Below are 25,945 nucleotides of genomic sequence, written 5' to 3'. Positions count from 1 at the left end.
CAATGCCGGACGGTGGAGGGGTGGTTTAAGCCTCGTCCGCCGGAGCGTCAACCTGATTTTGCATGAAAGATATAATTTCCGGTATTTTTCTTTTCAAAAGTTGCTCATTTATAGTGATTCTGTTTTCGATAATAATCGTGTGATCCGAACTGACGAGAGGCTGATGGTTGAACCATGTAGCCTGACGCTTGGTGTAACGGCCTGTCGCCAGCACCGCCCGCTCCTCCGCCGTGGCAAGGCTGATCTCTCCCCGCAGCATGGCCGAAAGCTCCGGCACGCCGTGCGCCCGCATGGCGGGAAGCGCGGGATCGAGATGCTGTTCCAGCAGCGCACGCACTTCCTCAATCGCGCCCAGTTCAATCATCAGGCCGAAACGACGGGCAATCGCCGCACGCAGCACATCCCGCGCCGGGTCAAGACGAACGGCCACGAACCGGCAGCCCGCAGCGGGAAGACCGGGCTGTACACGCCACCACGCCAGCCCCTTGCCCGTGCTGCGCCAGACCTCCCATGCGCGGGCCAGCCGCTGCGGATCAGTGGGACGCAGACCTCCAGCCGTGTCCGGGTCCACCGCCATCAGCCGGTCATGTAAAACCGCCGGGTCAGCCGCGAGCATCCGCGCCTCTTCACGGGCCTCAGCGCTGGCCTCCGGAACCTCAGCCAGTCCGTTGGTCAGGGCGCGCAGATACATCCCGGTGCCGCCGCAGAGGATAGGCAGCCGTCCCTCCGCCCACGCTTCTTCCATCGCAGCGAGCGCCTCCAGCCGCCACCACGCTACGCTTCGAGCTTCGCCTGCCGGACTGACGCCATAGAGCCTGTGCGGCAGACGGGCCTCCTCCTCCGGCGTCGGACGGGCCGTCAGGACACGAAGTTCCCGATAGACCTGCATCGAATCCGCATTGATGACAGTGCCGTTGAGTTGCTCGCCCAGAGCGAGGGCCAGCGCGGACTTGCCGGAACATGTCGGACCCGCGACAATCAGCGCCGAACGCCCGCTGTCCGTTTTCTTCATCATCCTGTCGCTTGCCTCCAGCCATCAACCCTGTCACACGCAGCAGCATCATGAGCGCTATTCTGACACTCGTCGCGAACCGCGAAGCCACATCCCTCACGCCGCAGGACATCGCGCTGGCCAGCACTCTGGCTGCGGGGAGCGAGACGACCATCCTCTCGCCGGACGAGGCTGTCGATATCGCCTGCGCGCCGCTCACGCCAGCGCAGATCGACGCGATCCGCTTCGCGCTGGCCGATCGCGCCGTCGATGTGCTGTACAGCAGCACGACCGGAAACCGTCGCCGCAAGATTCTCGTGGCCGACATGGACAGCACCATGGTCGCCAACGAGACGCTGGACGATATCGCGGCCCACGCTGAGCGCCTCCGTCCCGGCATCGGCGAGGAAGTCGCCGCCGTCACCCGCCGTTCCATGAATGGCGAAATTGACTTCCAGACCTCGCTGCGTAACCGCGTGGCGCTCCTGCTCGATCTTCCAGCCTCCCTGCTCGAAGAGGCGTGGAGCGACGTGATGATCAATCCGGGCGCACGCACGCTGGTACAGACCATGAAGGCGCACGGCGCGGCAACGGCGCTGGTGTCCGGCGGTTTTACATGGTTCACCGCCCGTGTGGGCGCGGCCTGCGGCTTTGCCGAAAACCATGCCAATATCCTGAATGTCACCGATGACACGTTGAACGGCACCGTTGGCGAACCCATTCTCGGTCCGGACGCCAAGCTCCAGCATCTGATCCGTATCGCCGCCACTGCCGGCGCACCTTTGAGCGCCGCCCTGACGATTGGTGATGGCGCCAACGATCTGCCCATGCTGCGGGCCGCGGGGCTTGGCATCGCCTTTCATGCCAAGCCGGTCGTGCGGAAGGAAATCGTGAACCGGATCGAACATGGCACACTCCGCGCCGCGCTGTTCGCTCAGGGTTATCACGCCTCGGAACTTGTCGAGGGCTGATACCCGCCCGTTCTGTGACGAAAGATGGCGGAGCGCCCGGTCTGGCGCATTATTCTTGACATCCAGTGCTTCGGAAAGCGACCGAGAGATATGAATACTCTCGGTCTTCTGGCGCTTCTCCTGACCCTGTCCGCGGTCTTCTGCATCCTGAATGATCGCTGGCTCCGGCTGCCGATGACAATCGGCGTCATGCTGCTCTCGATTGCGGCCTCCCTGCTGATTATCGCAACCGGCCTGCTTTGCCCGGCCTACGATCCCCGCCTGTTCGCCCACGCGGTTCTGGGAACCATCAATCTGCCGGAAGCCCTGCTGAACGGCGCGCTGTCACTGCTGCTGTTCGCAGGCGCGCTGGGTGTCGATCTCGGCTGCTTTCGCTCGAAACTGAAATCCGTGACGGCGCTGGCGGTTCTGGGAACGATTCTTGCGGTTCTGCTGCTGGCCGGTGCGGCGTGGCTGATTTTCCCGCTTCTGGGGGTTGCCGCCCCCTTCTCATGGTGTGTGGTTCTGGGAGCGATCCTCGCGCCGACCGATCCGGTCTCCGTCATCGGCATGTTGCGCCGTCTGGGTCTGCCGCAGGACATTCAGGCGATTTTTGCCGGTGAGAGCCTGTTCAATGATGGTATCAGCATCGTCATTTTCGGCGTGACCATCGGCCTCGCCGTCGGGGACGCCAGCCATGTGACGTCTGCCCAGATTGCCGAAGGTTTCCTCTGGGAGGCCTTCGGCGGCGGTCTTCTGGGTCTGGCCACGGGCTGGCTGACGCTGTTTCTCCTGCGCGCCAGCCGGGATGCCCATACCCAGTTGATCGCCTCCCTCGCGCTGGCCACCGGCACATACAGCGTCGCCACCTGTTTCGGCATGTCCGGCGCGGTTGCCGTGGTCACCGCCGGACTTTGTCTCAGCACGCGCTACAGCCAGTCCATTTTCGGCGAACACTCCCGCAAGGAGTTGAACATCGCCTGGTCGCTGATCGATGAAGTGCTGAACGTGCTGCTGTTCCTGCTGATCGGTTTCCAGATTCTTGAAGTCCCGCTGCATCTGTCGTCACTGGCCGCCATGCTGGTCATTGTTCCCCTGTCCATCTGCGGCCGGGGTCTGAGCGTCTTTCTCTCGACACTGCCGCTGCATATCAGAAACTGGGACAAGGGAAGGCTGCTGGGCATCCTGACATGGGGTGGACTGCGGGGCGGCATCTCCCTCTCTCTTGCGCTCGGCCTGCCGGAAGGCGAGCTGCGCAATCTGATCCTGCCTGTCTGCTACGGGGTGGTCGTCTTCACGATCATTGTGCAGGGCCTGACCATGGAGCGGGTCGTGCGCCGGTTTTATCCGGCGAAGTAAGGCAGGAGGGTGGGAAAGCAGGAGACACTCGCCGTGTCCCACAAGTGCCCCGCTTGAGGCCGTTTTCGATTTAGGGATGTGCCGCGACGCTCCTTTCCCGAAACGTTGCGGCATCTGTCACCCTCAGCCTTTATGCCGCAACGATGTCGATCCTGAGTGGCGCTTCGCCCGCGACGATGCCGAGCAACCGGTCAATATTCGGGTGCGCTCCGGGACGAGCGCGGGCGTCCAGAGTGTGTTCACCGAACACGGCCAGACCATGCTCGGCGGCTGCCTTGTCCAGCATGCCGAAAACCTGATCGAGATACTGGTAAAGGGCCAGAGATCCCTGCTTGCCCGGCTGATTTTCAATGGTGGCGACCACCGTCCCGTCGCCATTGATCAGGTCAATACGCTGCACGCCTTCGATTGAGGGCAGTTTCTGAAGGTTTTCCTTGAAAACCGCCGTCGGCTGAATTGTCTTCTCTGGCACGTGTCGAACTCCTCCGTTCATGAAGCAAAAGGCCCGTCAGACGAGATACCCTGATCGACGGTCCGGCAGAACACCTGATCGCCCAAGCCGCCATTCTTTCCACCGGCGACCAATACACACGGTCAGCCACCACCATGAAATTTAACAGGAGCTTCAAACCACCTGCCTGTCACTTCGGACATGGTGTGTTCTAAACCCATTCAGAAGAGATGACTCCAGCAGGATGCAATCAGAGACCTCCTCTCCCCTTTCCAGAAGACAGCTCGCAGCCGGTGCGGCCAGTTTGTGCTGTCTGGCCTCTCTTCCTTCCCATGCTCGTGGCCATGCTCCTTCCCTCGCCGTCGGCGACTTTCTCATGCCTGCACAAGGAAAGGACAGCGCTCTCCTGACTGAAAGCCAGATCAGAAACGGCGACACCGCCATCATGTGCTGGCCGGTTTCCGCGCAGACACACCAGCCTCGCATGGAAACACCGTACAACCGCCTTTGGGTGGTGCGAACACAAGCAGGCTTCCGGGGTTATTCCGTCATCTGCCAGCATGCCGGATGCCTTGTGTCCGACTGGGACAGCAAAACCCATCGCCTGACCTGCCCCTGTCATGGATCGGTCTATGATGTGGAACATGACGGCGCGGTTGTCGGCGGGCCTGCGCCTCTCCCTCTTCCATTCGCAGCGATCGCGGTTGTGGACGGCCATCTGCGACTGGCAGGTGGTTTCTCAGCAAAGGTGGGAGGACATGCAAGCCGGGCCGACTGACTGTCGGTTGCCGGACCGCCCGTTCAGGCGACCTGCGGAAACAGAAACGGCGACCCGAAGGTCGCCGCCATTTCTTATTATTTTTATCCGACAAACGAACAATGTCACACGCCGCCCTCCATTTCAACGAAAAACAAATATATCCTATTTACAAATTAAGTTTATCGAGATCACGCCGATTTCATTCGCCCTCCTGTCCCGCCGCGATCTCCCGCTGCCAACTCTTTCTCCTGCTTGCATTGCTTTCTTAAATCTGTATGGTCCCACATATGACTATTGCCGCCGCCCGTTCCGAGTCGATGAAGCGCATCAGCGCCACGACCGCGCGCGGCCTCTCCCAGCTTCTCCTTCGACTTATCCGCCCCTGAGCGCGCCCATCGGCATGTATGCGTGCCGATAACGCTTAGGGGATATCGTCAGCAGAGCGTTTCGCGCCTAGAAAGGGCGAAACAGGGACCAAGACACGTCATTCCGAGGCTTTCATGACCTTCGACCATCCTTCCTTCGGCCGCGTCACCGACGACCGCGTTTTCATCTTCGACACAACGCTGCGTGACGGCGAACAGTCGCCCGGCTTCTCCATGAATCTGGAAGAAAAACTGCGGATGGCCGCAGCACTGGCCGATCTCGGCGTCGATGTGATCGAGGCAGGTTTCCCTGTCGCCTCCAAGGGGGACTTCCAGTCCGTCGCCGAAATCGCCCGCGTCGTGAAGAGTTCGGTTGTCTGCGCTCTGGCCCGTTCCGGCGGCAAGAACGACATTCAGGCAGCAGGCGACGCCATCCGGCACGCCGAACGCGGCCGTATCCACAACTTCATCTCCACCTCCCCGCTGCACATGAAATACAAGCTGCGGATGGAGCCGGAGACGGTTCTGGAAATCATCACCACCGGCAACAAAGCCGCCCGCAACCTGACGAATGACGTGGAATGGTCGGCGGAAGACGGCTCCCGCACCGAGCCGGATTTCCTGTGTCGCTGCGTTGAAGCCGCGATCAAGGCCGGCGCTACGACCATCAACATCCCCGACACGGTCGGTTACGCTACGCCAGAGGATATGGAGCGCATTTTCTCCATGCTGAAGGAGCGTGTGCCGGGTGCGGATCAGGTGATCTTCTCGGCGCATAATCATAACGATCTGGGACTGGGCGTCGCCAACACGCTGGCTTCCCTGCGCGGTGGCGCACGCCAGATCGAATGCACGATCAATGGCATCGGCGAACGCGCGGGCAACGCGGCGCTGGAAGAGATCGTCATGGCGATCCGCACCCGTCACGACCAGTATCCCTACACCAACCGCATCGAGACGACGAAGCTGCTGAAGCTGTCAAAGATGCTGTCCACGACAACAGGCTTTGACGTTCAGCCGAACAAGGCCATCGTCGGACGCAACGCCTTCGCGCATGAAAGCGGCATCCATCAGGATGGCGTGCTGAAGAACGCCGCAACCTACGAGATCATGACGCCGGAAAGCGTCGGCTGGTCCAAGACCTCGCTGGTGCTGGGCAAGCATTCCGGTCGCGCGGCGTTCCGCGACAAGCTGGTGGCGCTGGGCTACACGGTCAGCGACGAAAAGATGAACGAGGCGTTCCAGCGCTTCAAGGATCTGGCTGACAGCAAGAAGGTTGTCTACGACGAGGACATCATCGCGCTGGTTGACGATGAAGTCCGCGATCATGCCCGCATCCGTTTCCTGTCACTGGATGTGTCCTCCGGCTCACAGCGCGCCGCCGAAGCCACTCTGGTTCTGGAAATCGACGGCGAGGCTGTGGAAACGACGGCCAACGGCAACGGTCCGGTCGATGCGGCCTTCAACGCCATCCGCAGCGCCTTCCCGCACGATGCGCGTCTGGCCCTGTTCTCCGTCGGCGCTGTCACGGAAGGCACGGATGCGCAGGCCCGCACAACCGTCCGTCTGGAGGAAGACGGCAAGATGGTCGATGGTCAGGGGGCTGACGCTGACACGGTTGTTTCCGCTGTCCGTTCCTACATCCACGCTCTGAACAAGCTGCTGGTCAAGCGGACCAGAAGCGAGCCGGAATCCTTGCTGGCTGAGTAAAGCCTGCTTCTTTTGTTATAAGTTGTGAAGCCGTCCTGCTGTGGGGCGGCTTTTTTTGATTGTTGTAGTAATTTTGGATGAGGCGGCTCTACTAAATGAGTAAGGAAAGTTGTCCGCTGTCAAATAAAATATTAAAAAAAGCAGTCATTCATTTAAACGATGGAATACGATGACTGCGAGAAAATACGGTCATTCAATTATGCCATTATGGTCACCACTATAAATATGCCATCGAAAAGCAATGGACCCACACAGATTTGATGAATTATTAAGAAACAACTAAGGCAACAAAGAACTCTCAGTGAGAAGCGGTCTCAGATTGCTCCAGCGTACTGTTGTAGTGCCGGGATTGCACGCGTAACACCCGGCTTCATAAGCACCAAATGATACACTCAAACCATCATTTGTGAATGACCATTTCTTCGGTTCAATCACTGTAGCCAAAACCGCGCGCTTTACTTTATCGTCGCTCGGCTTCCAGCTTTTTTTGAGCAAGGCATCCCAAAAAAGCTGCTGTAATTTTGCTTGCCATCCAGTTGCGAAAACGTCAGCCGGAGTCAACTCTCGCAAGCCTTGGTCCCAAACGCGATTGTCACTTCCAGACGAGAAAAAGCCGTGCGCAGCACCGTCGGAGTACGTGTAATCAGACCATGCAACACTTATGACGTGATCATTCACATAACTGACGTCATAACTAATATCTTTGTCACCATCACATTCGGTATCTGTGCAGACTTGGCCTTTGTCGAAAATCTTGTTCCAAGTGATTGTATTGGCCGATTTTGGGCCGTCAATTTGAGGATAAGAGAGATGTTGGACGTATAATTTCGGAACATTGTCCCAGCTACTATATGGCTCTGCAGCGAATGAATCGATCTGGTTGAACAGGAAAGGCCCGATTTTTCTTGCGACTGCATCAAGGCCGTGCAATCGGTCCTGATAGACCTGCTTTAGACAATTGACCTGATCTGCACGAGAGTTGTTTTCTGAAGGGGGAGTAATCGGACAAACGATCTCTACATATCGCAACCAGTTTCGTTCGGATTTCCGTAGTAAATCCGCACCATAAGGGCTTAAACTCTCTAATTTCTGCTTGTAAACATGAGCAAGCTGATCATCGATTGCGGACAATTCTGGTGTCTGGCAGATAAATTTATCTTTTGGTGCAGAGGCTGAAGCGCAATTGAAGCTCGCAGCTGACACCTGCTGAGGTAACACAATTGCTCCCATTGCTGCCAGCCATATAATACGCATTAGCCAAAACCTTTTCCAACCAGAAGTGCGCAAACGTAATCAGAATGGCCTTTATTGCCGATTCTCCTACAGGAAGCTCTGTCACACTCCACCACGTTCACCTTCCGGGTGTCCAAGCATGCAGATGGATTACAATATCTGCGCTTAAACTCGTCTGAACGGCCAGTTTCTCGCGAAAATGAAGGCGGAAGCGGTCACTTACTTCACCCGCCACAAAAAACTTCAGTTCCAAGCCGTCACGACTTCTGCGCCGTCGTCAAAGGCACAGGAGCAGTCGGCTTCGCTCCTGAATCCACCACCACCAGCGCCTCACCCGCGATGGGTGACGGCACCCGGTCTTTCCTCAGAAGCGCCTTGAAACGGCCATCGTAACTGGCGGCCTGTTCATACTCGACATCCAGAAGACCGTGACGGTCCATGAACACATTGAAGGCGGCGGGAATACGCACGCAGCCTTCGGACGCTGGATGACCAAGGCGGCTTTCCAGAAAATCAGGGTCGGTAGCGTGCATCTCAAGACGGATATCACCGGTTTCACCTGAGGCCAGCCACCCCTTGACGGCGTTATGCCAGCCGAAGTCCCAGACCCGCATTCCTTTTGCGCCAATACCGCGAATACCGTTCTCGTTCTTTGTGCCTTCGGCCCGATAGCCCAGACGATCCGCCGTATTCGGAAACACGCCAGTCGGCGTGATGTAGTAGTATTTGCGGCCTGTATTGCCGGTCGAGACCTTTACACTGCCCAGAACCTGCCAGTCGGCGCTGTCGGGAAGCGCCAGCACAAGGGCCAGTTTCTGGACTTTGACGTTACGATCGACAACGACAATCACCTGCGCCCGTGTGATACGGAAGTCTGAACGGGCGATCATTTCCTGTCCCAGCTTGATCCAATGCAGTTTCTGGGCATCACTGAGCGGCAGAAGACCGGGCACTTCCTTGTGCAGGGCAACGACAAGCTTCTTTGCTTCAGCACGCGCCTCGGTATCATCAAGAGACGGCAAAGGCGGGATCACCACAGGCGGGCTAGGATCATCTACGGTCGGTTGCGGTGCCGGAAGAGGAACGGCCTCAGGCGGCGTACCCGGCGCAACACCGGGAGATTGACAGGAGGCAGGCGAGGAACACGCAACAGAAGCCACAAGTGTCAGTGCCAGCGTTGTCGTCCAAACCCTCATCCTGAGCTTACTCCTCCATAACCGCGTTCGCGGGTCTGCTTCGTTGTTCTGACCGTTTATCACAGGATGGGTTATATGCCATTGGCGGAAATAACAAATGGCCTTTCCGGCCCACTCTACCGCTCTGATTTCCGACAATGAGCTTCCGTTCAGAAACCGGCGATAAAATGTAATAACAATACTATTTAATTTTCATTTAAATTTAAAATCGATACATTTCGTCTACATTCCGTGGCCGGTTTCATCATGAATTTTCCGAGCAGTTCTGGATAAACACCACAACCGACGATCCAAACGGAAAAGAGAATTCATGCCTACGCAACGAAAACATTCCCATTTCAGGCCACGGAGCCTCACCACAATATCTCTGCGCAAACAAAAAACGCCGCTGATCACTCAGCGGCGTTTTCTTTGATCGGGTTATCCCCTCAGATGTTCAGCGAGTGACCACTGACACCAAGAGCGGCTTCCTTCACCGCCTCGCTCAGAGTCGGATGAGCATGGCAGACACGTCCGATATCCTCGGACGAGGCACCAAACTCAATCGCCATCGTGCATTCAGCGATCAGTTCGCCAGCGCCCGGCCCAATGATATGCGTGCCGAGAACACGGTCGGTCTTTGCGTCAGCAATCACCTTCACAAACCCATCAGTCATGCCCACGGCGCGCGCACGACCGTTGGCCATGAATGGGAACTTGCCGACCTTGTATTCGACACCCTTTTCCTTGAGCTGTTCTTCGGTAAAGCCGACGGTTGCTACTTCAGGCCATGTATAGATCACACCCGGAATGGCGTCGTAATTCACATGACCAGCCTGACCGGCGAGGATTTCCGCAATAGCGACACCCTCTTCCTCGGCCTTGTGCGCCAGCATCGGGCCACGGATGACGTCGCCGATGGCATAAACGCCCGGCACGTTGGTCGCGAAATGCTCATCGACTTCAATACGGCCACGATTGTCGAGCGCAATACCGGCTTCTTCAAGACCCATATTCTTGCTCGCCGCCGTGCGACCGATGGCCAGAAGCACAACGTCAGCTTCCAGCGTTTCAGCAGCGCCACCCTGTGAAGGCTCGACTGTCAGGGTCACGCCTTTTCCGGTTTTCTCGGCCTTGGTCACCTTGTGACCAAGCTTCATCGTCAGACCCTGCTTCGTCAGGATCTTGCGGAAAGCCGCCTCGACCTCGTTGTCCGTGCCCGGAACCAGACGATCAAGGAACTCGACGACAGTCACATCCGCTCCCAGACGGTGCCAGACGCTGCCCAGTTCAAGGCCGATCACGCCGCCGCCGATGACAACCAGCTTCTTCGGCACGGCGGAGAGTTCAAGAGCGCCGGTGGAGGTGACGATCACCTTCTCATCGACGTCCACACCCTTCAGACCGGCGCTGTCACTGCCAGCCGCAATCACGATGTGCTTCGCCGTGACAGGCTTGCCGTCAACCGTCAGGCGTCCCGTGCCCTCAACCTTGCCGAGCCCTTTCAGCCAGGTGATACCGTTCTTCTTGAAGAGATACTCCACACCCTTGACGTTGGCTTCGACAATACCGGCTTTGCGCTTCTGCATCTGCGCCAGATTCAGCTTGATACCGGCGATATCAATGCCATGTGTCGCAAAATCATGCGCTGCGGCATGATAGTTTTCTGACGACTGAAGCAGCGCCTTGGACGGGATACAGCCGACATTCAAGCAGGTGCCACCGAGTGTGGCGCGCTTTTCGACACAGGCGACCTTGAAGCCAAGCTGGGCGGCGCGAATGGCGCAGACATAACCGCCCGGACCAGCACCGATCACGACCAGATCATAATCCGTCTCGGCAGGAGCTTCTGTCGCTGCCAGAGCCGGTTTCTTTTCAGCAGCCGGAGTGGCTTCTTTCTTCGGTGCTTCGGCAGGTTTGGAAGCGACAGGCTTGGCGGCCGCTTTCGCACCTTCAGCGAGGATGGCCAGCACAGCGCCGACTTCCACTTCATCGCCTTCCTTGACGGCCTGACTTTCCAGCACGCCGGCAGCGGAAGCGGGAACCTCGACACTCACCTTGTCTGTTTCAAGCTCGACAACCGGCTCATCGACAGCGACCGCATCACCCGGCTGTTTGAGCCATTTGCCGACCGTGGCAGACGTCACACTCTCGCCCAACGCCGGAACCTTGATTTCGATTGCCATTTTTTCCCGTCCCGATTGAATATCGATCGACGCTGACCGTTGCCCGGAAAGGCGTCTCACGTCCATCGTCTATGTCCGCCTCTCTATTGGAGGCATGAAAGCTTCAACAGACAGCTTCCGAAAAGCAACAGGCTCTTCCGTCCTGCGACGGAAGAGCCTGATATCAGTATCAGAGGCCGAGCAGCAGGCTGCGGGGCTCTTCGACATACTTTTTGAGCGCGACAAGGAAGCTCACAGCCTCCTTCCCGTCCACGATGCGGTGGTCATAGGACAGCGCCACATACATGATCGGGCGAATCTCGACCTTGCCGTTCACCGCGACCGGACGATCAACGATGTTGTGCATGCCCAGAATGCCGGACTGCGGTGCGTTCAAGATCGGCGTGGACAGCATGGAGCCGTAAATGCCGCCATTGGTGATGGAGAACGTGCCGCCTGACAGATCGTCGATCTTCAGCGTGCCTTCGCGAGCGGCCTTGCCGAATCCTGCGATCCTCTTCTCGATCTCGGCATGTGACAGATTTTCCGCATCACGGATGACCGGCACGACAAGACCGTTCGGGCCACCGACGGCGATGCCAAGATTGACGAAGTTGCGATAGATGACGTCCTCACCGTCGATCTCGGCATTGATGGCCGGGAATTCGTTGAGGGCTGCGATCACGGCTTTCGAGAAGATCGACATGAAGCCCAGCTTCACGCCATACTTCTTCACGAAGAGATCCTGAAACTCGACGCGCATTTCCTTCGCGGCGGTCATGTCGATCTCGTTGAACGTGGTCAGCATCGCTGCCGTGTTCTGCGCGTCCTTCAGACGACGGGCGATCGTGCGACGCAGGCGTGTCATCTTCACGCGCTCTTCACGCGGATCATCCTGACGTGGCGGCTTGGCGGGAGCCTGCGCGCTCACGGGCGGCTGCGCGAGGAAAGACTGCACGTCGCCTTTCGTGATACGGCCATCTTTGCCAGAGCCGGAACCGATCTGCTGGGCGGAGACACCCTGTTCGGCCATGATCTTGCGGGCAGCCGGGAAAGCTGCGGCAGCGTCCGTCTTCTCAGCGGGAGCGGATTTCGCAGCCGGTGGAGGAGCCGCTTTAGGGGCCGCAGCCTTCGGGGCTTCTGCCTTGGGAGCCTCAGCTTTCGGGGCCGCTTTCGCCGTTGCACCTGCCTCAAGCGTTGTCAGCAGCGCGCCGACCTCGACCTCATCGCCTTCCTGGACGGCAGGCTGCCCCAGAACACCGGCCTGCGGGGCGGGAACCTCGACCGTCACCTTGTCAGTCTCCAGCTCGGCAACGGGTTCATCAGCCGCCACCTGCTCTCCGGCCTTCTTCAGCCATTTCGCAACAGTCGCCGTCGTGACACTCTCGCCCAGCGTCGGCACCTTGATCTCGACTGACATCTCGCTTCCCACTTTCCTTTTCGAATCGACCTGTTGCGGTTTCAGACCGTCAACAGCGACCCTTCCGTTATGCCCCCAACCGGAGGTCTTCGAAACTCACGCTTCCCGCACCAGCTCATCACGTCTGCGAGACAGGTGTAAAAAGCGTACAACCAAAACCGGGCCACCTTGCGGGTGACCCGGTCTGTTCAACACTCAGTTCAGTCCCAGCGCATTCTGCACCAGCGCGACCTGTTCGGCGGCATGAGTCTTCGCCAGACCCGTCGCCGGACTGGCCGCAGCAGCGCGGCCCGCATAGACCGGACGACCGACCTTGTGGCCGGCCACACCCAGCGCCCCTTCGATCAGACGATCAACGAAGTGCCAGCCACCGCCGTTACGGGTTTCTTCCTGACACCACACGATCTCTTTCGCGTTCGGATAACGCTTCAGTTCGACGGCAAGCTCTGCTTCCGGGAACGGATAGAGCTGCTCAAGACGGATGATCGCCACTTTTTCCAGCTTCTGGTCGCGGCGGGCTTCCAGCAGATCGTAATAGACCTTGCCCGAGCAGAGAACGACACGCTCGACCGCATTGTCCGCCAACGGGTCGATCTCGCCGATTACCGGACGGAAGCTCGTGCCTGTCTCGAACTCGGCCAGTGTGGACACGGCGAGCTTGTGGCGCAGCAGCGACTTCGGCTCCATCAACACCAGCGGCTTGCGGTACGGCAGCTTCAACTGACGACGCAGCGCGTGGAAATAGTTGGCCGGAGACGTGATGTTGCAGACGAACATGTTGTCTTCGGCGCAGAGCTGGAGATAGCGCTCCAGACGGGCTGAGGAGTGCTCCGGTCCCTGCCCTTCATAGCCATGCGGCAGCAGCAGCACGAGGCCGGACATACGCAGCCATTTCGTCTCGCCGGACGCAATGAACTGGTCGATGATGACCTGTGCGCCGTTGGCGAAGTCGCCGAACTGCGCTTCCCACAACACGAGGTTGTTCGGGTTGTGCATGGTGTAGCCATACTCGAAGCCCAGCACCGCAAACTCGGAGAGATGCGAGTTCCAGATATCGATCTGGGACTGCTCTTCCCTGATATGGTTGAGCATCGTGTAAGGCTGCTGGCTGGTCTGGTCGATCACCGTCGCATGACGCTGACTGAAGGTGCCGCGCTGCACATCTTCACCCGACAGGCGGATACGATGTTTCTCCAGCAGAAGCGAGCCGAAGCCAAGCGCCTCGCCGGTTGCCCAATCAATGCCCTCACCCGTCTCGACGGCTTTCGCCTTGGTCTTCATCTGGCGGGCTATCTTGCTGTTGAGATCGAAGCCTTCCGGAACCTGGGTAATGGCCGCGCCAATCTCCGCCAGCACAGCCTTTGCCACGCCGGTCTCGACCTTCGTGACTTCACCTGCCTTGGGAGGCGCCTGCAGGCCGGACCAGTTGCTTTCCAGCCAGTCGGCCTTGTTTACCTTGTAGGACTGCGCGGCCTTGAAATCTTCGTCCAGCTTTGCGTGGAACGCATCCCACTGCGCCTTGACGTCCTCTTCCGTGACCACGCCCGTTTTCACGAGGTGACTGGCGTAAACGGTATGCGGCGTCTCATGATCCGCAATGGCCTTGTACATCACCGGCTGCGTGAAGGCAGGCTCGTCGGTCTCGTTATGGCCGTTACGGCGGTAGCAGACGATGTCGAGGATGATGTCGCTGGCGAATTTCTGGCGATAGTCGGCCGCCAGACGCGCGCCGTAGACCACGGCTTCCGCATTGTCGCCATTGATGTGCAGAACCGGCGCCTCGATGGCCTTGGCCATGTCGGACCCGTAGATGCCGGAATGGCCATTTTCCGGATTGGTCGTAAAGCCGACCTGATTGTTCACGATGATATGGACCGATCCGCCCGTCCGATAGCCCTTGAGCTGGGACATGGAGATCGTCTCATAGACCACACCCTGACCGGCGAAGGCCGCGTCGCCATGAATCTGGATCGCCATGTGCGACAGACGGGTCTCGGTATCGCCGTCATCGTCCTGTGCGGCGCGGACCTTGCCGCAGACGACCGGATCAACAGCCTCAAGATGAGAAGGGTTCGGCTGGAGCGAGATATGAACCGAGTGACCGCCGATCTCGACATCCGTGGAGGAGCCGAGGTGGTATTTCACGTCGCCGGAACCGGCCACGTTATCGGGCTTGAAGGAGCCGCCGCCGAACTCGTTGAAGATCGCGACATAGGGCTTGCGGACGACGTTCACCAGCGTATTCAGGCGACCGCGATGCGCCATACCGATGGCGACAGACTTTACGCCCTGCTGAGCGACCTGATCGATCACGGCATGCAGCGCCGGGATGGAGACCTCACCGCCCTCAAGACCGAAGCGCTTCGCGCCGACATAACGCTTCTGGCAGAAAGATTCGAAACCTTCGGCTTCCGTCAGGTTCTTGAGGATCGATTTCTGTTCCTCGACCGTAACGCTGCTCTGCCAGTTGTCACCTTCCAGACGGGAGCGGAACCAGTCGCGCTGCTCTTCGGAACGCGCATACATGTATTCCGCGCCGATCGCGCCGCAATAGACCTGACGCAGCGCAGTTACGACTTCCTTGACGCTGGCCGTCTCGCGGCCCGGCAGGATCGGAGACAGCAGCTTGCCGATATAGACCGGACGATCGAGATCCTTTGGGCCGAAGCCGTAGGTCGCAGGGTCCAGCTCGACGGCCGGAGCCGGAACTTTGAGACCCAACGGGTCGATCTGCGCTTCCAGATGCCCGAATTCGCGGAACGCCCGGATCAGTTGCGCGATGGCGAGGCTGTCGGTCGCAGCCAGACCGGAGGCCTTGCCGGTCGCGGGAGCCGGAGCGGGCTCGTCGCCCGTGATGATGGATTTGCGCGGTGCCCAGGAAGCGCCGGAGGCATCCTGAAGAATGGAGGCCGTTTCATCGTCCATAGCCCCGAACAGGTCGGCGAAGGAGGAGTCGACACTATTGGGGTCTTCGGCCCACCGTGCGTACAGGTCGGCCACATAAGCGATATTGCTACCACTCAGTGCCGTCGTAAGAAGATCGCTGCCCGCCATTTTCAGAACGCTCCTGTGTTTCTTCTCAGGTTCGCTGAGATGTTCCTGTGTGACACCTCCCCAAACCGGTCGATAGGCCGTTTCGACATGACTGTTACGTCCAAAGCTGAAGAAGTGGTCACCTGATCGCAGAAAATCGACTTCAGGCGGAAGGATTGCGTGTCTGCAAATATCTCCATGACCTGCCTGTCTCCATTCCACGACCGGATGACCCGGCCATACCCGGTCGCGGCCGGGTTACTGCCGAATTTGCTAGACCGCCGAAAAACACACGACAAGCCATCGGGCTGTCACGGTCTGGAGAGGACACCTCCGGGACCATGGGCGCGGGCCAGCCAGCTTTCGCTGCTCATCTCCATGAGACGGGATGCCGTACGGGCGAATGCGTCCGCTCCCTCCCCTGACGGGAACAGGTTATCCGGGGAGTCATCGGCGGAGACGAACAGCAAATTGCCGTTGTCGTACAAGGCGTCGATCAATGTGATGAAGCGTCTGGCGACGTTCGCATCGTCGGGTCCAAGGGGTGGAATATCGTCCATCACAATAACGGGAAATTTTCTGGCAATTGCCAAATAATCGTTTGGTCCCAGCGGCCTACTACACAGAGAAGTGAAATCAAAACGCGCTACCGGTCCCTGACTGTGATCCACCGGCAGGGACCGGCCACTGAATTCCAGAGTCACCTTTTCCACCGGATGACCTTCCCCATAACGCGCCGTGATCCTGTCGAGACGCCGTCTGGCCGTCTCGTCGGCCGGCACGATCCATGTCGTGTCGTCCTGTTCGCGTCCACGGCGATAATCGGTTTCCGAATCCAGCACTTCCGTATCCAGATGGCGCTGGATGATGGCGATGAACGGCTTGAAGGCGTCCGCACCGGGACGATTCTGGAACAGATCACCGGGAACGGTGTTCGACGTGGCGACGATGATGACCTTCGCCGCGAACAGCGCCTCGAACAGACGCCCCAGAATCATGGCGTCAGCAATATCGTTGATCTGGAACTCATCAAAACAGAGCAGAGTCGCATCCTGGGCGATGGTCTGGGCCAGAGGCGGGATCGGATCGCTCATCCCCGGGTTGGCCGCCTTGAGCGCCCTCAGGCGCTGATGAACCTCCTGCATGAAGGTCAGGAAGTGGATACGCTGCTTCTTCTTTATCGTGACGCAGGAAAAGAACAGGTCCATCAGCATCGTCTTGCCGCGACCGACACGACCGACGATATACACCCCCCGCGGAATACCGTCGCCTGCGCGCTCCTCAGGCCGATTCAACAGGTCCGGCAGTTTGCTGACGAGTTTCGAGAGCAGCCCCTTGCGCTCTTCCTGCGGCCTGACCGGGACCGGGCGATAAGCCTCCAGTTCGACCCACAGACGGTCGAGACGTCTGGCGACGCGCTCCTGATCCGGATCACGCCGCAGCGTGCCGCTGGCAACGCGTTCCTCATACAGCGCAAATGGACCTGAAGCCTGAGGCTGGCCAGAAGTCCGGGACTGGGCGGAATGGGGCTGTCTGTTCATGGTATCCATGGTTCTGCCGATAGCGATGCCTGCTGTGACCAGCAAGAGAGTGACAATAGGCCACACTCGCTCGTGACAACATACTCACGCGGTGGTGAAGAGGCATTATCCGGACCTCGGCCTATCGTGGGGTGATTTCACCCAAGGCAGAGGAATTCAGGCCATGACTGACTGGACAGACTGGAATGAGCGGCGCGAGCATCTTGGCAAGGCCATCGGCGCCTACAATTCCGTGGCGCCGGACACTGTCGCAAGTATCCTTGCCCTGAACGGCGCCAGCGCGAAAAGCGGCCATCTGGATGCCAAGACGCGGGAGTTGATCGCACTTGCTGTCGCGGCCACGACCCGTTGTGACGGCTGCATCACCATTCACGCGGAAGAAGCGGTGAAGGCAGGCGCGACCCGTGAGGAGATTGGTGAAGCTCTCAGCGTCGCCATCGCCCTGAATGCGGGAGCGGCTCTTGTCTATTCGACCCGCATCATGGACGCATTTGATGCGGCGAAAAAAGCGGGCGGCTGATTACGGATCGACATTTATGGGCCTGAGCGTTCTTCAGGCCCTTCTTTCCATGTAAAATGAGACGGCCAAAAAGCGGAATGATCGCTTGCATGACAATCTCCCTTTTTACATCTCGGATTTCTTAAATCTTGCAATAAAAAACATAAGCACGAAAAACAGAACGATCAATAAATCTCTTGAAATATCAAGGTAAGAAAGCGGAGTTATCAGATTCAGATTCAGGAAAAAGAAACCCACAGACATAAAAAAGAATATAATATCCCTACAACAAAGAACAATTTAAAGCGCCTGTCCGCCTTCAAAAGTCCGAACGGAAATATCAGAAAAACTATCGCCATTGCAGAAAACAGAAATTTATCCTGCTTCTGAAAATTTTCATACGTCATTATACTGAATACAAGAATCAATTCAGAAATTATGAACAAATATAGAGAATATTTTTCTATTTTCATCAGCAAACACTCTCTCCAATAGAAAAACAATTCCTGTTTTTGAAAATCCGATATCAGGCCGTGTATATTCAACATATACGCGACCCGAAAACCCTACCTGTTATCTGGTTAAACTGTTTCTATAGTATTCCTCTTCCTGTCCCGGAGGAAGCGGTGGAAGGAATGCCCATTTTGCAAGATAACTTGCCCCCGTAACCAGCGCCGTTCCGGCAGCCGCCGTAACGGCAGCGGCTCCAATAATGCCATATACAGCCGCCTGTCCCGCCAATGATGCGTTTACACCACCGGTAATTTCATCAAAGTAGTCCGGATCCAACTCTATCATACCCGTTTTTTCACAGAAAAGCTGATTCATTCTGCAACTTCACAATGTATCATGGGTAGAATATGCATATCCTCCAAGAACTATAAATGATAACAATTATCAATTGCAATAAAAATATGGTTTATAATGTTCCCATATGGCGACCGGAAAATCAGCTGAAGATGGAAGAAAAATTTCTATACCTAATTTCTGAGAAACGTTTAAACGGCTGAATACACTTTGAGACACAGGCTGCAAATAGCTCACCAAAGCTGTATACTCAGCATCATTTGCATAAACATCAATCAATCGTATTAAAAATTATTTAAATTGCATATTTTAACAAAGAAACTAATACGTATTATTCAATGAACACACCTTCTATTATGTAAACTTATCGCTCCCATGCTGATAATGTTGCCCGGAGGCAAAGGATCATTGCCTTGCGCAATGCGACGCTGACTCACCATCGTCGCGAGATACTCTGTTCGCGCCCGCATCAAAATCCTATGCACATAGGACCGTGAAGCGCCAATCTGTTCTGAAATAGCACGGATACTCTTTCCTTTTGCGTACAGCGTCTGGGCTGCCTTCCCCAGATCTTCCGCACGTCCAGCTTCAAATTTCCTGACCATCAGGCGTAGCTCCCTGAAAAAGAAAAACCATCGAATGGAAAACTGATTTCCATTTCCGTTAACGTCCGCAGCAGAACTTCCATGGCTGTTTCAGCCACTTCCAGCGTTACAGCCGTGGCCTGTGCCCCCGAAACAGCCATCCGGGCACAGCACCGCGCCTGATGACGAAGTTCGTTCAGCTCTTCTTTCTGCTCATTCGAAAGAGCTGAAATCATCACATTCCAATCCTGATCATTCATACGAATGGGATTTGGACCATTATACGAACGCGAATGAGCTTGTTTTTCACGATCAATCTGTGACATAAACCATCCATTGAGTAAGGACTTTTGCCATTTTTAGACTTTTATGAGTTTTTAACGATTTTCCAACCGTCCCTCGGAGAGAAATATGAGCTATTTTAATCATATATGCAAGCAAAAAACCTCACAAAAGAGATGTTATTATAGAGACATCCTCCCTGAACAAACTCATAGCCTGTCATGATGGAAGAAAAGAAAATCTTCCGCCGCCGCCGTGGACCTTCCCTGAAGGAAGCTCCCGATCTTTCTACCCGCGAAGGTAGACTGACGCAGGCCATCCAGCGTTACGGCTCAGCACGGCAACTGCATCTTTCTACGGGGATTTCCGAGTCCATGATCGGGAAATACCAGAAACCGGGAGCAGACTGGAAACCATCAAAAATTGACGAAATATCCAGAGAACTTGGCGTTTCTCCCGAATGGCTTTGGACAGGGGAGACCAAGCTCTCTTCCTCAGTCGCCGTTGTTTATTACGACGCCAGAGCCTCTGCCGGTTTTGGCCGAACCTGCGAGGAAAGCGTCGGTCACCCCATACAATTTCCACGAAATTTCCTGACGGAAGAACTGGGACTACAGCCTTCGGGCCTGATCATGATCACGGCTGATGGCGATTCCATGCTGCCGACCATCCATAGCGGGGACCGCCTGCTGGTTGATACGCAGCCCTCAACACGAATAGAGGGTGTTTATGCCGTCGTGATGCACGGCGGTCTGTTCGTAAAAAGGGTTTCCCGGACAGCCAGCGGCGATTTTCTTGTCCAGTCCGACAACCCAGCCTATCAGTCAGCAACCTTCCCTGCGGATCAGGCCAGTTTCGGATCGCCTGACGGCCATGCCATGACCATTATCGGTCGCGTCGTCTGGACAATGCAGCGCGTCTGATTTCATGGGGGCATTTCAAAGCCCCCTTTTTCCATAAATTACGTTTATAACTTAAAAAACTGAACATCGACTTCCGACACTTCACCTGTAACCAAAGCTTTAAAATCACATCGACCCAGTCATATGATCCGGGTCAGCATGAAACTTCCTGACATCCTCCTGATCAACCGCGAATGATACAGGAAACAAAGCTGCTCGGGTGACCTGCATTACCTTCGTTTCGGTTTACCATCCCCAATGGCACCCTAAAACTTCTGACACTGCGTGGTCCAATCATGAACGGATTGCTCCGGATCATACTTACACACAGCTAAGTATGGTCAAGTAGGCTGGAAATCGCGTGAAATCCGTCAACATCAGCTGTTATCTGTTTGAGTTGGCTGTCAGGGCGTGAAGAGCAGATATTTGTTACGTTCAGTGGTTATGCCGGAATAAGTTAAGGCAGCATGCAGTCTGCTTTCAAAGAGAAATCTCTGAAAGCAAACTGCATGGTGTTTCACATCATCGGAAGGTTATTTAGAGCAACATCTGATCAGACGGAATCATCTGGTCGGATAAAGTTGCTCGATAAACAATGAATTAGAGTGGTATCCGTGATCCAGTCTGGACGGATACCGCTCTAAGTGCTGCCGCAACACTTTCCGAAAGAGACGTCGTTGGACGTCCGATCAGCGTCGAAAGCTGTCGTCCGGCATCGAAAAGCGCGCCCTGTGAAGCGGCGATATCCCAGCCTGCGATAGCGTGTGCCAGTCCGTCGGGTAGACCTGCTCCGACAAGGACTCTGGCGTAATCGGCATCGCTCAGATCACGGTATGGAATGTCTCTGCCGGTCTGTCGTGAAACCTCAGCCGCCAGATCGGAAAGCGTCCAGACCCCGTCGCCTGCGAGTTCATAGGTTTTACCGGTATGATTCACACCTGTTGCAACGACGGCAAGCGCTTCTGCATAATCAGCGCGGGCGGCAGACGAGATACGGCCGTCTCCGGCACTCCCGATAAAAGCCCCTCCCTTCAGGGCGGCTTCCACGGAACCCGTGTAATTTTCAGTATACCAGCCATTGCGCAGGATTGTGAAAGACAGACCGGACAGTCTCAGGTCGGCCTCCGTCACACGATGTTCGTCCGCCAGTGACAGAACCGACGTATCCGCGTGCAGCACACTGGTATAGAGAACGGCTCTCACTCCGGCCGATTTCGCCGCTGTGATCACATTGCGATGCTGCACGATACGCTGACCGATTTCGCTCGACGAAATCAGGATCAGGGTTTCCACACCCGCCAGACCAGAGGCCAGCGTTTCGATTTTCGTGTAATCGAATTCTCTCGCCTCAATGCCCTCAGCCGCTACTTTTGACGGTGTGCGTGCAAGAGCGACAATGTTTCCCGCGCTCGTCCGGCCCGCAAGGGCATTGAGGACAAGATGGCCGAGCTGACCGCTGGCGCCGGTAACCGCAATCGTCATGACTTTTCTCCCTGATCATCATTCGTGACATGTCCAGAGATAGAAGCATTGCTTCCTATTCGTAAGTACGTACATAAATGTAAGTATGAAGAAAAATCCAAAAGTCCGTGGCACCTCCCTGTCGGCGCGGCTTCGTCGAGGTGACCTGATGGTCGCTGATTGTCCCTCGCGTGACGTCCTCAAACACATGACCAGTCGCTGGGGCGTTCTGGTTCTGATTGTGTTGCAAGGCGGGACACATCGTTTTGGAGAAATACGTCGTCTTATCGGCGGGGTGAGTGAACGCATGCTAGCCCAGACGCTTCAATGGCTGGAAAGCGATGGTCTTGTAGACCGTGTGGCGCTCAATGTGGTACCGCCCCATGTCGAATACAGCCTGACCCCACTTGGGAAGGAAGCCGCAGAGAAAGTCTCTGCGCTCGCCGATTGGATTGAGACACGGCTGCCCAGTATCCTCGCATCAAAACGCAAAGAATCATGATCCGATGGTCGCCAGACACCATTACCGGGTAAAAAATGCTGCCATGACCATAAACAGGCATGTCCCGGATTGTCTCTGGAAGCAGCAGAAAAAATACGATCAGATAACTGATGAGCGACATAAATCATCTAATCGGAAAACCGTATAGCCGACATAAAAACCAGATGACCAAGCATAAAGTTTTTCAAAAAAGTTGAAATTATCTCGGTCCGTATTCATCCAGCAAACGACCAGGCAGCATTGTCACCGTCGGAACCTCCGTCCAGACCAGACAACAGTCCACTACACGTCCCGGATAGAGGGATTGCAGCAACGCACGATAGGCGGCCATCTGGCGCAGATACATCACAGGAGTACGTTCAACGGATGAAGGTGGACGGCGATTGGTCTTGAAGTCACAGACCAGCACACGGTCAGGCAGGACCACCATGCGATCGACCTGACCAACAATCACTGTTTCCCCGACAACGCCCGCCAGCCTCTGCTCCGCGCGGCTGCCTTGTGCAAATAATGGGGCCAGCACAGGTGTTTCCATCACTTCAATAACACGCGCAACCAACCGGGCCGCCTCCCGTTCATCCATCTGATTGCCGGGCTGAAGCAGCCAGCCATAGCCGACATCCGTTCGATCCGCCTCCGGTCGATCTGGCAGGAACTGGAGCAATGCGTGGACAAGCATACCCCGCCGGAAAGCCGCCTCACGCGCTGCATTGGGGGTAAGCGCTGCAATATCAAGCGGAGATCGTGTGGAGGGCTGTTCACCAAACGGCGCATCATCAGGACGGCTTGGTGACAGCGGGCGCGACAATGCCGCTTCTTCCGGCGGAGGCACGGGAGTCCAGTCTGGCGCGTGTCCTGTCCATGCCGGGAGCGGGGCGGATGGTGACACGGATGTCTCCGCATACGTGGGGCGGCTGACGGTCACAGGCTCCTGCAAAACCAGCCTCGCCCCATCCCATCCGAGATCGAACGGCTCGCACACCGCTTCTCCCGCAATGAAGCCATCCGCACAACGCGCGTACCAGCTTTCATCACTGAGCGCGCGGCCCGTCTCCCAGCCACAGACGACCAGCCGGTCACTGGCTCGGGTGAGGGCGACATAGAGCAGGCGATTATATTCTTCCGCCGCCTGTTCACGCAGTTTCTCACGCACGGCTTTCGTGACCTCTGTCGCAGCATCCGTGCGGGGAACGAACACCGGCAGGCCGAAATCATCACCCTTCGCCGGAAGCCAGAGAAGCCGACTGTCTGAACGGGGCGTCCCGATCGTATCGGGAAGAATGACCAGACGCGCCTGCAATCCCTTGGAGCCATGCGCCGTCATCACGCGCACAGCATGTCCTGTCGCCTCCGCTTCCCGCTTGACACTTTCATTCGAGTTACGAAGCCAGTGTAGAAAACCCTGTAGGGAATGCGCGTGGTTTTCCTCATAGCGAAGCGCTGCGGAGAGCAGTTCGTCAATCGGTTCGGCCGCCTCCGGACCAAGACGTGCAAGGATACGGGCGCGACCACCCTGCACACCGAGCGCCTCGGACAACAGCGTGTAGGGCGAGGCGTAATCCACGCGACGGAACAGGGCTGACAGATAACTCCACGCGGCCGACCAGTCCGGTCGCTCGGCGTGACGCTCACGCAGCATCGTCCAGAGCGGTTCGCCATCACGATCCATCGCCAACGCCATCAGACTGTCATCGCTGAGACCACCGAGCGGTGAAGTCAGTACACAGGCCAGTGTCAGATTATCCTGAGGCAGCAGAAGCGCGTCGCACAACGCCATCAGATCCTGAACCACCGTCTGATCGGCAAGCCCCGTGCGCACGAGTGTCGCGACCGGCACATCAGCGGTTTTGAGCGCACGGATCAGCGCCCGCACAAAAGCGGAACGGCGCGGCACAAGGATCAGGACATCACCCGGTGTCAGTTGCGTTTCTCCGGGCGCGGACGGTTGCAGCAACTGCCCGGCGATCCAGCGGGCCAGCGTGTCCGCAAGACGCTGCTGTGGTGAAATCTGCCCAACATTCTTGCGGGTCGCCGCCCATGGATCGGGTTCTTCGGTATCCTCCTCACCCTCGATGGCACGAGGCACGAGCGGCCAGAGTTCGACACGTCCTCCCTGCCCCGGACGGGCGGATTCATGGCGTGGCATCGACTGACCCGGTTCGCTGACGCCCCGTGCCGCCAGCGGATGACTGAAGACCGCATCGACAAGAGACAGAACCGGTGTGGTGGAACGGAACGAGACGGTGAGTTGGGGTTCACGCCAGATCACCCCGGCGTTCTGAGCACGCTTTTCGAAAGTCTGACGCCATTCACGGAAAGCTTCTGGGTCAGCACCCTGAAATCCGTAGATCGACTGTTTGTAATCCCCCACTGCGAAGACCGTACGCGGCCCTGTATTTTCATCGTGCGCGCCGGCGCCAGAAAAGAATTCTTCTGTCAGATCACCCGCAATGCGCCACTGCTCGCGGGAGGTATCCTGAACCTCGTCAAGAAGAAGATGATCGATACCGCCATCAAGTTTGTAAAGGACCCATGCCGCGCCGGGGTCACGAAGCAGGCTAAGCGTGCGACGGATGAGATCGTCATACTCTACCTGTCCGCGCAAAGCCTTGCCGGTACTGTAGGTTTCCAGAACCGGAGCCGCTGTTCGCAGGAGAGCAAGTGTCAGGTTGGAGAGGATAATGGCGCGGCGGGTTTCCTCGACAGCGAGAATACGTCTGGCCTCTTCCTGAATCCGATCAACTGTGGACTCAAAATTTTTAGCATATTTCTCGCTAGTGCCAGCGTGTTTACGCAGTTCACCTTTTCCGGTCAGGAAAAACCCCTGCCATGCCGACCAGTTCGCCGCCCGCTTCGGCGGATAATACGACAGCCAGTCCAGCATTTCGGTAGCACGCTTCTGCGCTGACGCCGGCGCCGTTTCCAGCATCGTTTTCAGGGCCTCGCGCAGCGTGTCTTCATCCGGAATAGCCGTGCAGGCCGCAAGAACCGGATCTCCGTCCGGAACCATCTTCGCGCCGAGCGCTCCAAGCAGCTTTGCCCACAACGTTTCCCTGTCAGTCTGCGCGAGCGCCAGCACCTCCCCGCTCTTGCCGCTGAAGCGGAGTTCGGTCAGCAGACCCAGCAGATCGACAAGCGAAATCTGGGCCGCGAGCGGTTCCACCAGACTGGCAGGAAGACGCCCCAGTTCAGCCTCCGTCGCCTCCGACAGAGCCAGAGAGGCGTCCGTATCCTCCATCAGCGTAAAATGCGGATTGGTCGCGGCCTCAAGCGGAAAACGACGCAGAAGTGACTGACAGAAAGCGTGAATCGTGCCGATCCGCATACCACCGGGCAGATCAAGCACCCGTGCGAACAGGGCACGCGCTTCCGCACGGGCCGAAGACGGAACATTCAGCCTGCCAAGCGCCTGATCCAGCCTGTCGTCCGGCAGCGTGACCCACTCACCGAGCGTGCGCTGGAGGCGGATCGCCATTTCTGCCGCTGCTGCCTTGGTGAATGTCAGACAGAGGATGCGTCCGGGCCATGTGCCGGGGATGAGCGGTCCTGCGGGATTATCCGGGTTCTGACGCGGCAGCATCAGGCGCAGCAGGCGGTCGATCAGTAGCTTGGTCTTGCCGCTGCCAGCGGAAGCCGACACGAAAACGGACGCATTCGGATCGGACGCATCATTCTGCTGCACATTGGCGAGGTCGATGGCGCTGGTGATAAGAGTCATGCCGATAATCTTGCGTGTCTGTCGAAGAGCCCTGCCC

The 25,945-nt window shown here is 57.1% G+C and carries 20 protein-coding genes; 7 read left to right on the top strand and 13 right to left on the bottom strand.

All coding sequences use genetic code 11. From position 1 onward, the window contains the following. Positions 1-25: 25 nt before the first annotated feature. A complete protein-coding gene (gene miaA / locus LKE90_RS13260; protein WP_291492057.1) occupies positions 26-1,012 on the bottom strand; it encodes a tRNA (adenosine(37)-N6)-dimethylallyltransferase MiaA in 987 nt (328 codons plus the stop codon). Positions 1,013-1,062: 50 nt separating this feature from the next. Here miaA and serB point away from each other — a divergent pair, with 50 nt between their 5' ends. Both serB and LKE90_RS13250 read left to right on the top strand, forming a co-directional pair. Further along, the gene (gene serB / locus LKE90_RS13255; protein ID WP_291491978.1) at positions 1,063-1,962 is read left to right on the top strand and encodes a phosphoserine phosphatase SerB; all 900 of its coding nucleotides are present in this window, start codon (positions 1,063-1,065) and stop codon (positions 1,960-1,962) included. Between the two features lie 90 nt (positions 1,963-2,052). Continuing rightward, positions 2,053-3,300: a cation:proton antiporter gene (locus LKE90_RS13250; RefSeq protein WP_291491979.1), complete on the top strand. Its 1,248-nt coding sequence runs from the start codon at positions 2,053-2,055 to the stop codon at positions 3,298-3,300. Between the two features lie 130 nt (positions 3,301-3,430). Here the strand turns inward: LKE90_RS13250 and LKE90_RS13245 are convergent, their stop codons facing one another. Then, positions 3,431-3,772, bottom strand: a complete 342-nt coding sequence (locus LKE90_RS13245) for a DUF2322 family protein (RefSeq protein ID WP_291491981.1) — start codon at positions 3,770-3,772, stop codon at positions 3,431-3,433. Positions 3,773-3,995: 223 nt separating this feature from the next. Between LKE90_RS13245 and LKE90_RS13240 the strand changes: the two genes are divergently transcribed. Together LKE90_RS13240 and LKE90_RS13235 are read left to right on the top strand one after the other, a co-directional pair. Then, on the top strand, positions 3,996-4,529 hold the full coding sequence (locus LKE90_RS13240; protein ID WP_291491982.1) for a ubiquinol-cytochrome c reductase iron-sulfur subunit: 534 nt from the start codon (positions 3,996-3,998) through the stop codon (positions 4,527-4,529). A 482-nt stretch (positions 4,530-5,011) separates the two neighbouring features. Beyond that, entirely contained in the window at positions 5,012-6,586 is a 1,575-nt protein-coding gene (locus LKE90_RS13235) for a 2-isopropylmalate synthase (protein WP_291491983.1), read from the top strand. A 279-nt stretch (positions 6,587-6,865) separates the two neighbouring features. Here the strand turns inward: LKE90_RS13235 and LKE90_RS13230 are convergent, their stop codons facing one another. The 6 genes from LKE90_RS13230 to zapE all read right to left on the bottom strand — a co-directional run bounded on the left by LKE90_RS13230 (position 6,866) and on the right by zapE (position 17,153). Beyond that, entirely contained in the window at positions 6,866-7,840 is a 975-nt protein-coding gene (locus LKE90_RS13230) for a lysozyme inhibitor LprI family protein (RefSeq protein ID WP_291491984.1), read from the bottom strand. 236 nt (positions 7,841-8,076) lie between these two features. Continuing rightward, entirely contained in the window at positions 8,077-9,015 is a 939-nt protein-coding gene (locus LKE90_RS13225) for a L,D-transpeptidase (RefSeq protein WP_291491985.1), read from the bottom strand. Between the two features lie 428 nt (positions 9,016-9,443). Next, entirely contained in the window at positions 9,444-11,180 is a 1,737-nt protein-coding gene (gene lpdA, locus LKE90_RS13220; protein ID WP_291491986.1) for a dihydrolipoyl dehydrogenase, read from the bottom strand. A gap of 169 nt (positions 11,181-11,349) precedes the next feature. Beyond that, the gene (gene odhB, locus LKE90_RS13215) at positions 11,350-12,579 is read right to left on the bottom strand and encodes a 2-oxoglutarate dehydrogenase complex dihydrolipoyllysine-residue succinyltransferase (protein WP_291491987.1); all 1,230 of its coding nucleotides are present in this window, start codon (positions 12,577-12,579) and stop codon (positions 11,350-11,352) included. 195 nt (positions 12,580-12,774) lie between these two features. Continuing rightward, positions 12,775-15,633, bottom strand: coding sequence for a 2-oxoglutarate dehydrogenase E1 component (locus LKE90_RS13210; RefSeq protein ID WP_291491988.1), 2,859 nt, complete (start codon positions 15,631-15,633; stop codon positions 12,775-12,777). A gap of 290 nt (positions 15,634-15,923) precedes the next feature. Further along, positions 15,924-17,153: a cell division protein ZapE gene (zapE, locus tag LKE90_RS13205; protein ID WP_291491989.1), complete on the bottom strand. Its 1,230-nt coding sequence runs from the start codon at positions 17,151-17,153 to the stop codon at positions 15,924-15,926. Positions 17,154-17,316: 163 nt separating this feature from the next. Between zapE and LKE90_RS13200 the strand changes: the two genes are divergently transcribed. Beyond that, complete coding sequence (locus tag LKE90_RS13200; RefSeq protein WP_291491990.1) at positions 17,317-17,673, top strand: carboxymuconolactone decarboxylase family protein; 357 nt, start codon at positions 17,317-17,319, stop codon at positions 17,671-17,673. A gap of 552 nt (positions 17,674-18,225) precedes the next feature. On the opposite strand, the gene LKE90_RS13195 is transcribed toward LKE90_RS13200, so the two are convergent. From LKE90_RS13195 to LKE90_RS13190, 3 genes are all read right to left on the bottom strand, one after another. Further along, positions 18,226-18,480 (bottom strand): hypothetical protein, encoded by a 255-nt coding sequence (locus LKE90_RS13195; RefSeq protein ID WP_291491991.1) that lies wholly within the window; start codon positions 18,478-18,480, stop codon positions 18,226-18,228. Between the two features lie 314 nt (positions 18,481-18,794). Further along, positions 18,795-19,064: a helix-turn-helix domain-containing protein gene (locus LKE90_RS16575; protein ID WP_407066061.1), complete on the bottom strand. Its 270-nt coding sequence runs from the start codon at positions 19,062-19,064 to the stop codon at positions 18,795-18,797. Continuing rightward, a complete protein-coding gene (locus LKE90_RS13190) occupies positions 19,064-19,369 on the bottom strand; it encodes a hypothetical protein (RefSeq protein WP_291491992.1) in 306 nt (101 codons plus the stop codon). Before LKE90_RS13190 ends, LKE90_RS16575 begins: the two co-directional genes overlap by 1 nt. Before the next feature lie 177 nt (positions 19,370-19,546). On the opposite strand from LKE90_RS13190, the gene LKE90_RS13185 reads away from it, so the two are divergent. After that, the gene (locus LKE90_RS13185) at positions 19,547-20,248 is read left to right on the top strand and encodes a LexA family transcriptional regulator (RefSeq protein ID WP_291491994.1); all 702 of its coding nucleotides are present in this window, start codon (positions 19,547-19,549) and stop codon (positions 20,246-20,248) included. Positions 20,249-20,827: 579 nt separating this feature from the next. Here LKE90_RS13185 and LKE90_RS13180 read toward each other — a convergent pair. After that, positions 20,828-21,709, bottom strand: coding sequence for an SDR family oxidoreductase (locus LKE90_RS13180; protein WP_291491995.1), 882 nt, complete (start codon positions 21,707-21,709; stop codon positions 20,828-20,830). A gap of 85 nt (positions 21,710-21,794) precedes the next feature. Between LKE90_RS13180 and LKE90_RS13175 the strand changes: the two genes are divergently transcribed. Then, the gene (locus tag LKE90_RS13175) at positions 21,795-22,190 is read left to right on the top strand and encodes a winged helix-turn-helix transcriptional regulator (RefSeq protein WP_291491996.1); all 396 of its coding nucleotides are present in this window, start codon (positions 21,795-21,797) and stop codon (positions 22,188-22,190) included. Between the two features lie 199 nt (positions 22,191-22,389). Here the strand turns inward: LKE90_RS13175 and addA are convergent, their stop codons facing one another. After that, positions 22,390-25,908 (bottom strand): double-strand break repair helicase AddA, encoded by a 3,519-nt coding sequence (gene addA / locus LKE90_RS13170; protein ID WP_291491997.1) that lies wholly within the window; start codon positions 25,906-25,908, stop codon positions 22,390-22,392. Positions 25,909-25,945: the final 37 nt, after the last annotated feature.

The sequence above is a fragment of the Acetobacter sp. genome (assembly GCF_022483985.1).
In the GTDB taxonomy this organism is placed as follows: domain Bacteria; phylum Pseudomonadota; class Alphaproteobacteria; order Acetobacterales; family Acetobacteraceae; genus Acetobacter.
This window is presented reverse-complemented; position numbering and strand designations above follow the sequence as displayed.

What these genes read in the sequence shown, in the direction of transcription:
- miaA (WP_291492057.1), bottom strand. Translation starts at nt 1,012, where the DNA reads ATGAAGAAAACGGACAGCGGGCGTTCGGCGCTGATTGTCGCGGGTCCG.
- serB (WP_291491978.1), top strand. Translation starts at nt 1,063, where the DNA reads ATGAGCGCTATTCTGACACTCGTCGCGAACCGCGAAGCCACATCCCTC.
- LKE90_RS13250 (WP_291491979.1), top strand. Translation starts at nt 2,053, where the DNA reads ATGAATACTCTCGGTCTTCTGGCGCTTCTCCTGACCCTGTCCGCGGTC.
- LKE90_RS13240 (WP_291491982.1), top strand. Translation starts at nt 3,996, where the DNA reads ATGCAATCAGAGACCTCCTCTCCCCTTTCCAGAAGACAGCTCGCAGCC.
- LKE90_RS13235 (WP_291491983.1), top strand. Translation starts at nt 5,012, where the DNA reads ATGACCTTCGACCATCCTTCCTTCGGCCGCGTCACCGACGACCGCGTT.
- LKE90_RS13230 (WP_291491984.1), bottom strand. Translation starts at nt 7,840, where the DNA reads ATGCGTATTATATGGCTGGCAGCAATGGGAGCAATTGTGTTACCTCAG.
- LKE90_RS13225 (WP_291491985.1), bottom strand. Translation starts at nt 9,015, where the DNA reads ATGAGGGTTTGGACGACAACGCTGGCACTGACACTTGTGGCTTCTGTT.
- lpdA (WP_291491986.1), bottom strand. Translation starts at nt 11,180, where the DNA reads ATGGCAATCGAAATCAAGGTTCCGGCGTTGGGCGAGAGTGTGACGTCT.
- odhB (WP_291491987.1), bottom strand. Translation starts at nt 12,579, where the DNA reads ATGTCAGTCGAGATCAAGGTGCCGACGCTGGGCGAGAGTGTCACGACG.
- LKE90_RS13210 (WP_291491988.1), bottom strand. Translation starts at nt 15,633, where the DNA reads ATGGCGGGCAGCGATCTTCTTACGACGGCACTGAGTGGTAGCAATATC.
- zapE (WP_291491989.1), bottom strand. Translation starts at nt 17,153, where the DNA reads ATGAACAGACAGCCCCATTCCGCCCAGTCCCGGACTTCTGGCCAGCCT.
- LKE90_RS13200 (WP_291491990.1), top strand. Translation starts at nt 17,317, where the DNA reads ATGACTGACTGGACAGACTGGAATGAGCGGCGCGAGCATCTTGGCAAG.
- LKE90_RS13195 (WP_291491991.1), bottom strand. Translation starts at nt 18,480, where the DNA reads ATGAATCAGCTTTTCTGTGAAAAAACGGGTATGATAGAGTTGGATCCG.
- LKE90_RS16575 (WP_407066061.1), bottom strand. Translation starts at nt 19,064, where the DNA reads ATGGTCAGGAAATTTGAAGCTGGACGTGCGGAAGATCTGGGGAAGGCA.
- LKE90_RS13190 (WP_291491992.1), bottom strand. Translation starts at nt 19,369, where the DNA reads ATGTCACAGATTGATCGTGAAAAACAAGCTCATTCGCGTTCGTATAAT.
- LKE90_RS13185 (WP_291491994.1), top strand. Translation starts at nt 19,547, where the DNA reads ATGATGGAAGAAAAGAAAATCTTCCGCCGCCGCCGTGGACCTTCCCTG.
- LKE90_RS13180 (WP_291491995.1), bottom strand. Translation starts at nt 21,709, where the DNA reads ATGACGATTGCGGTTACCGGCGCCAGCGGTCAGCTCGGCCATCTTGTC.
- LKE90_RS13175 (WP_291491996.1), top strand. Translation starts at nt 21,795, where the DNA reads ATGAAGAAAAATCCAAAAGTCCGTGGCACCTCCCTGTCGGCGCGGCTT.
- addA (WP_291491997.1), bottom strand. Translation starts at nt 25,908, where the DNA reads ATGACTCTTATCACCAGCGCCATCGACCTCGCCAATGTGCAGCAGAAT.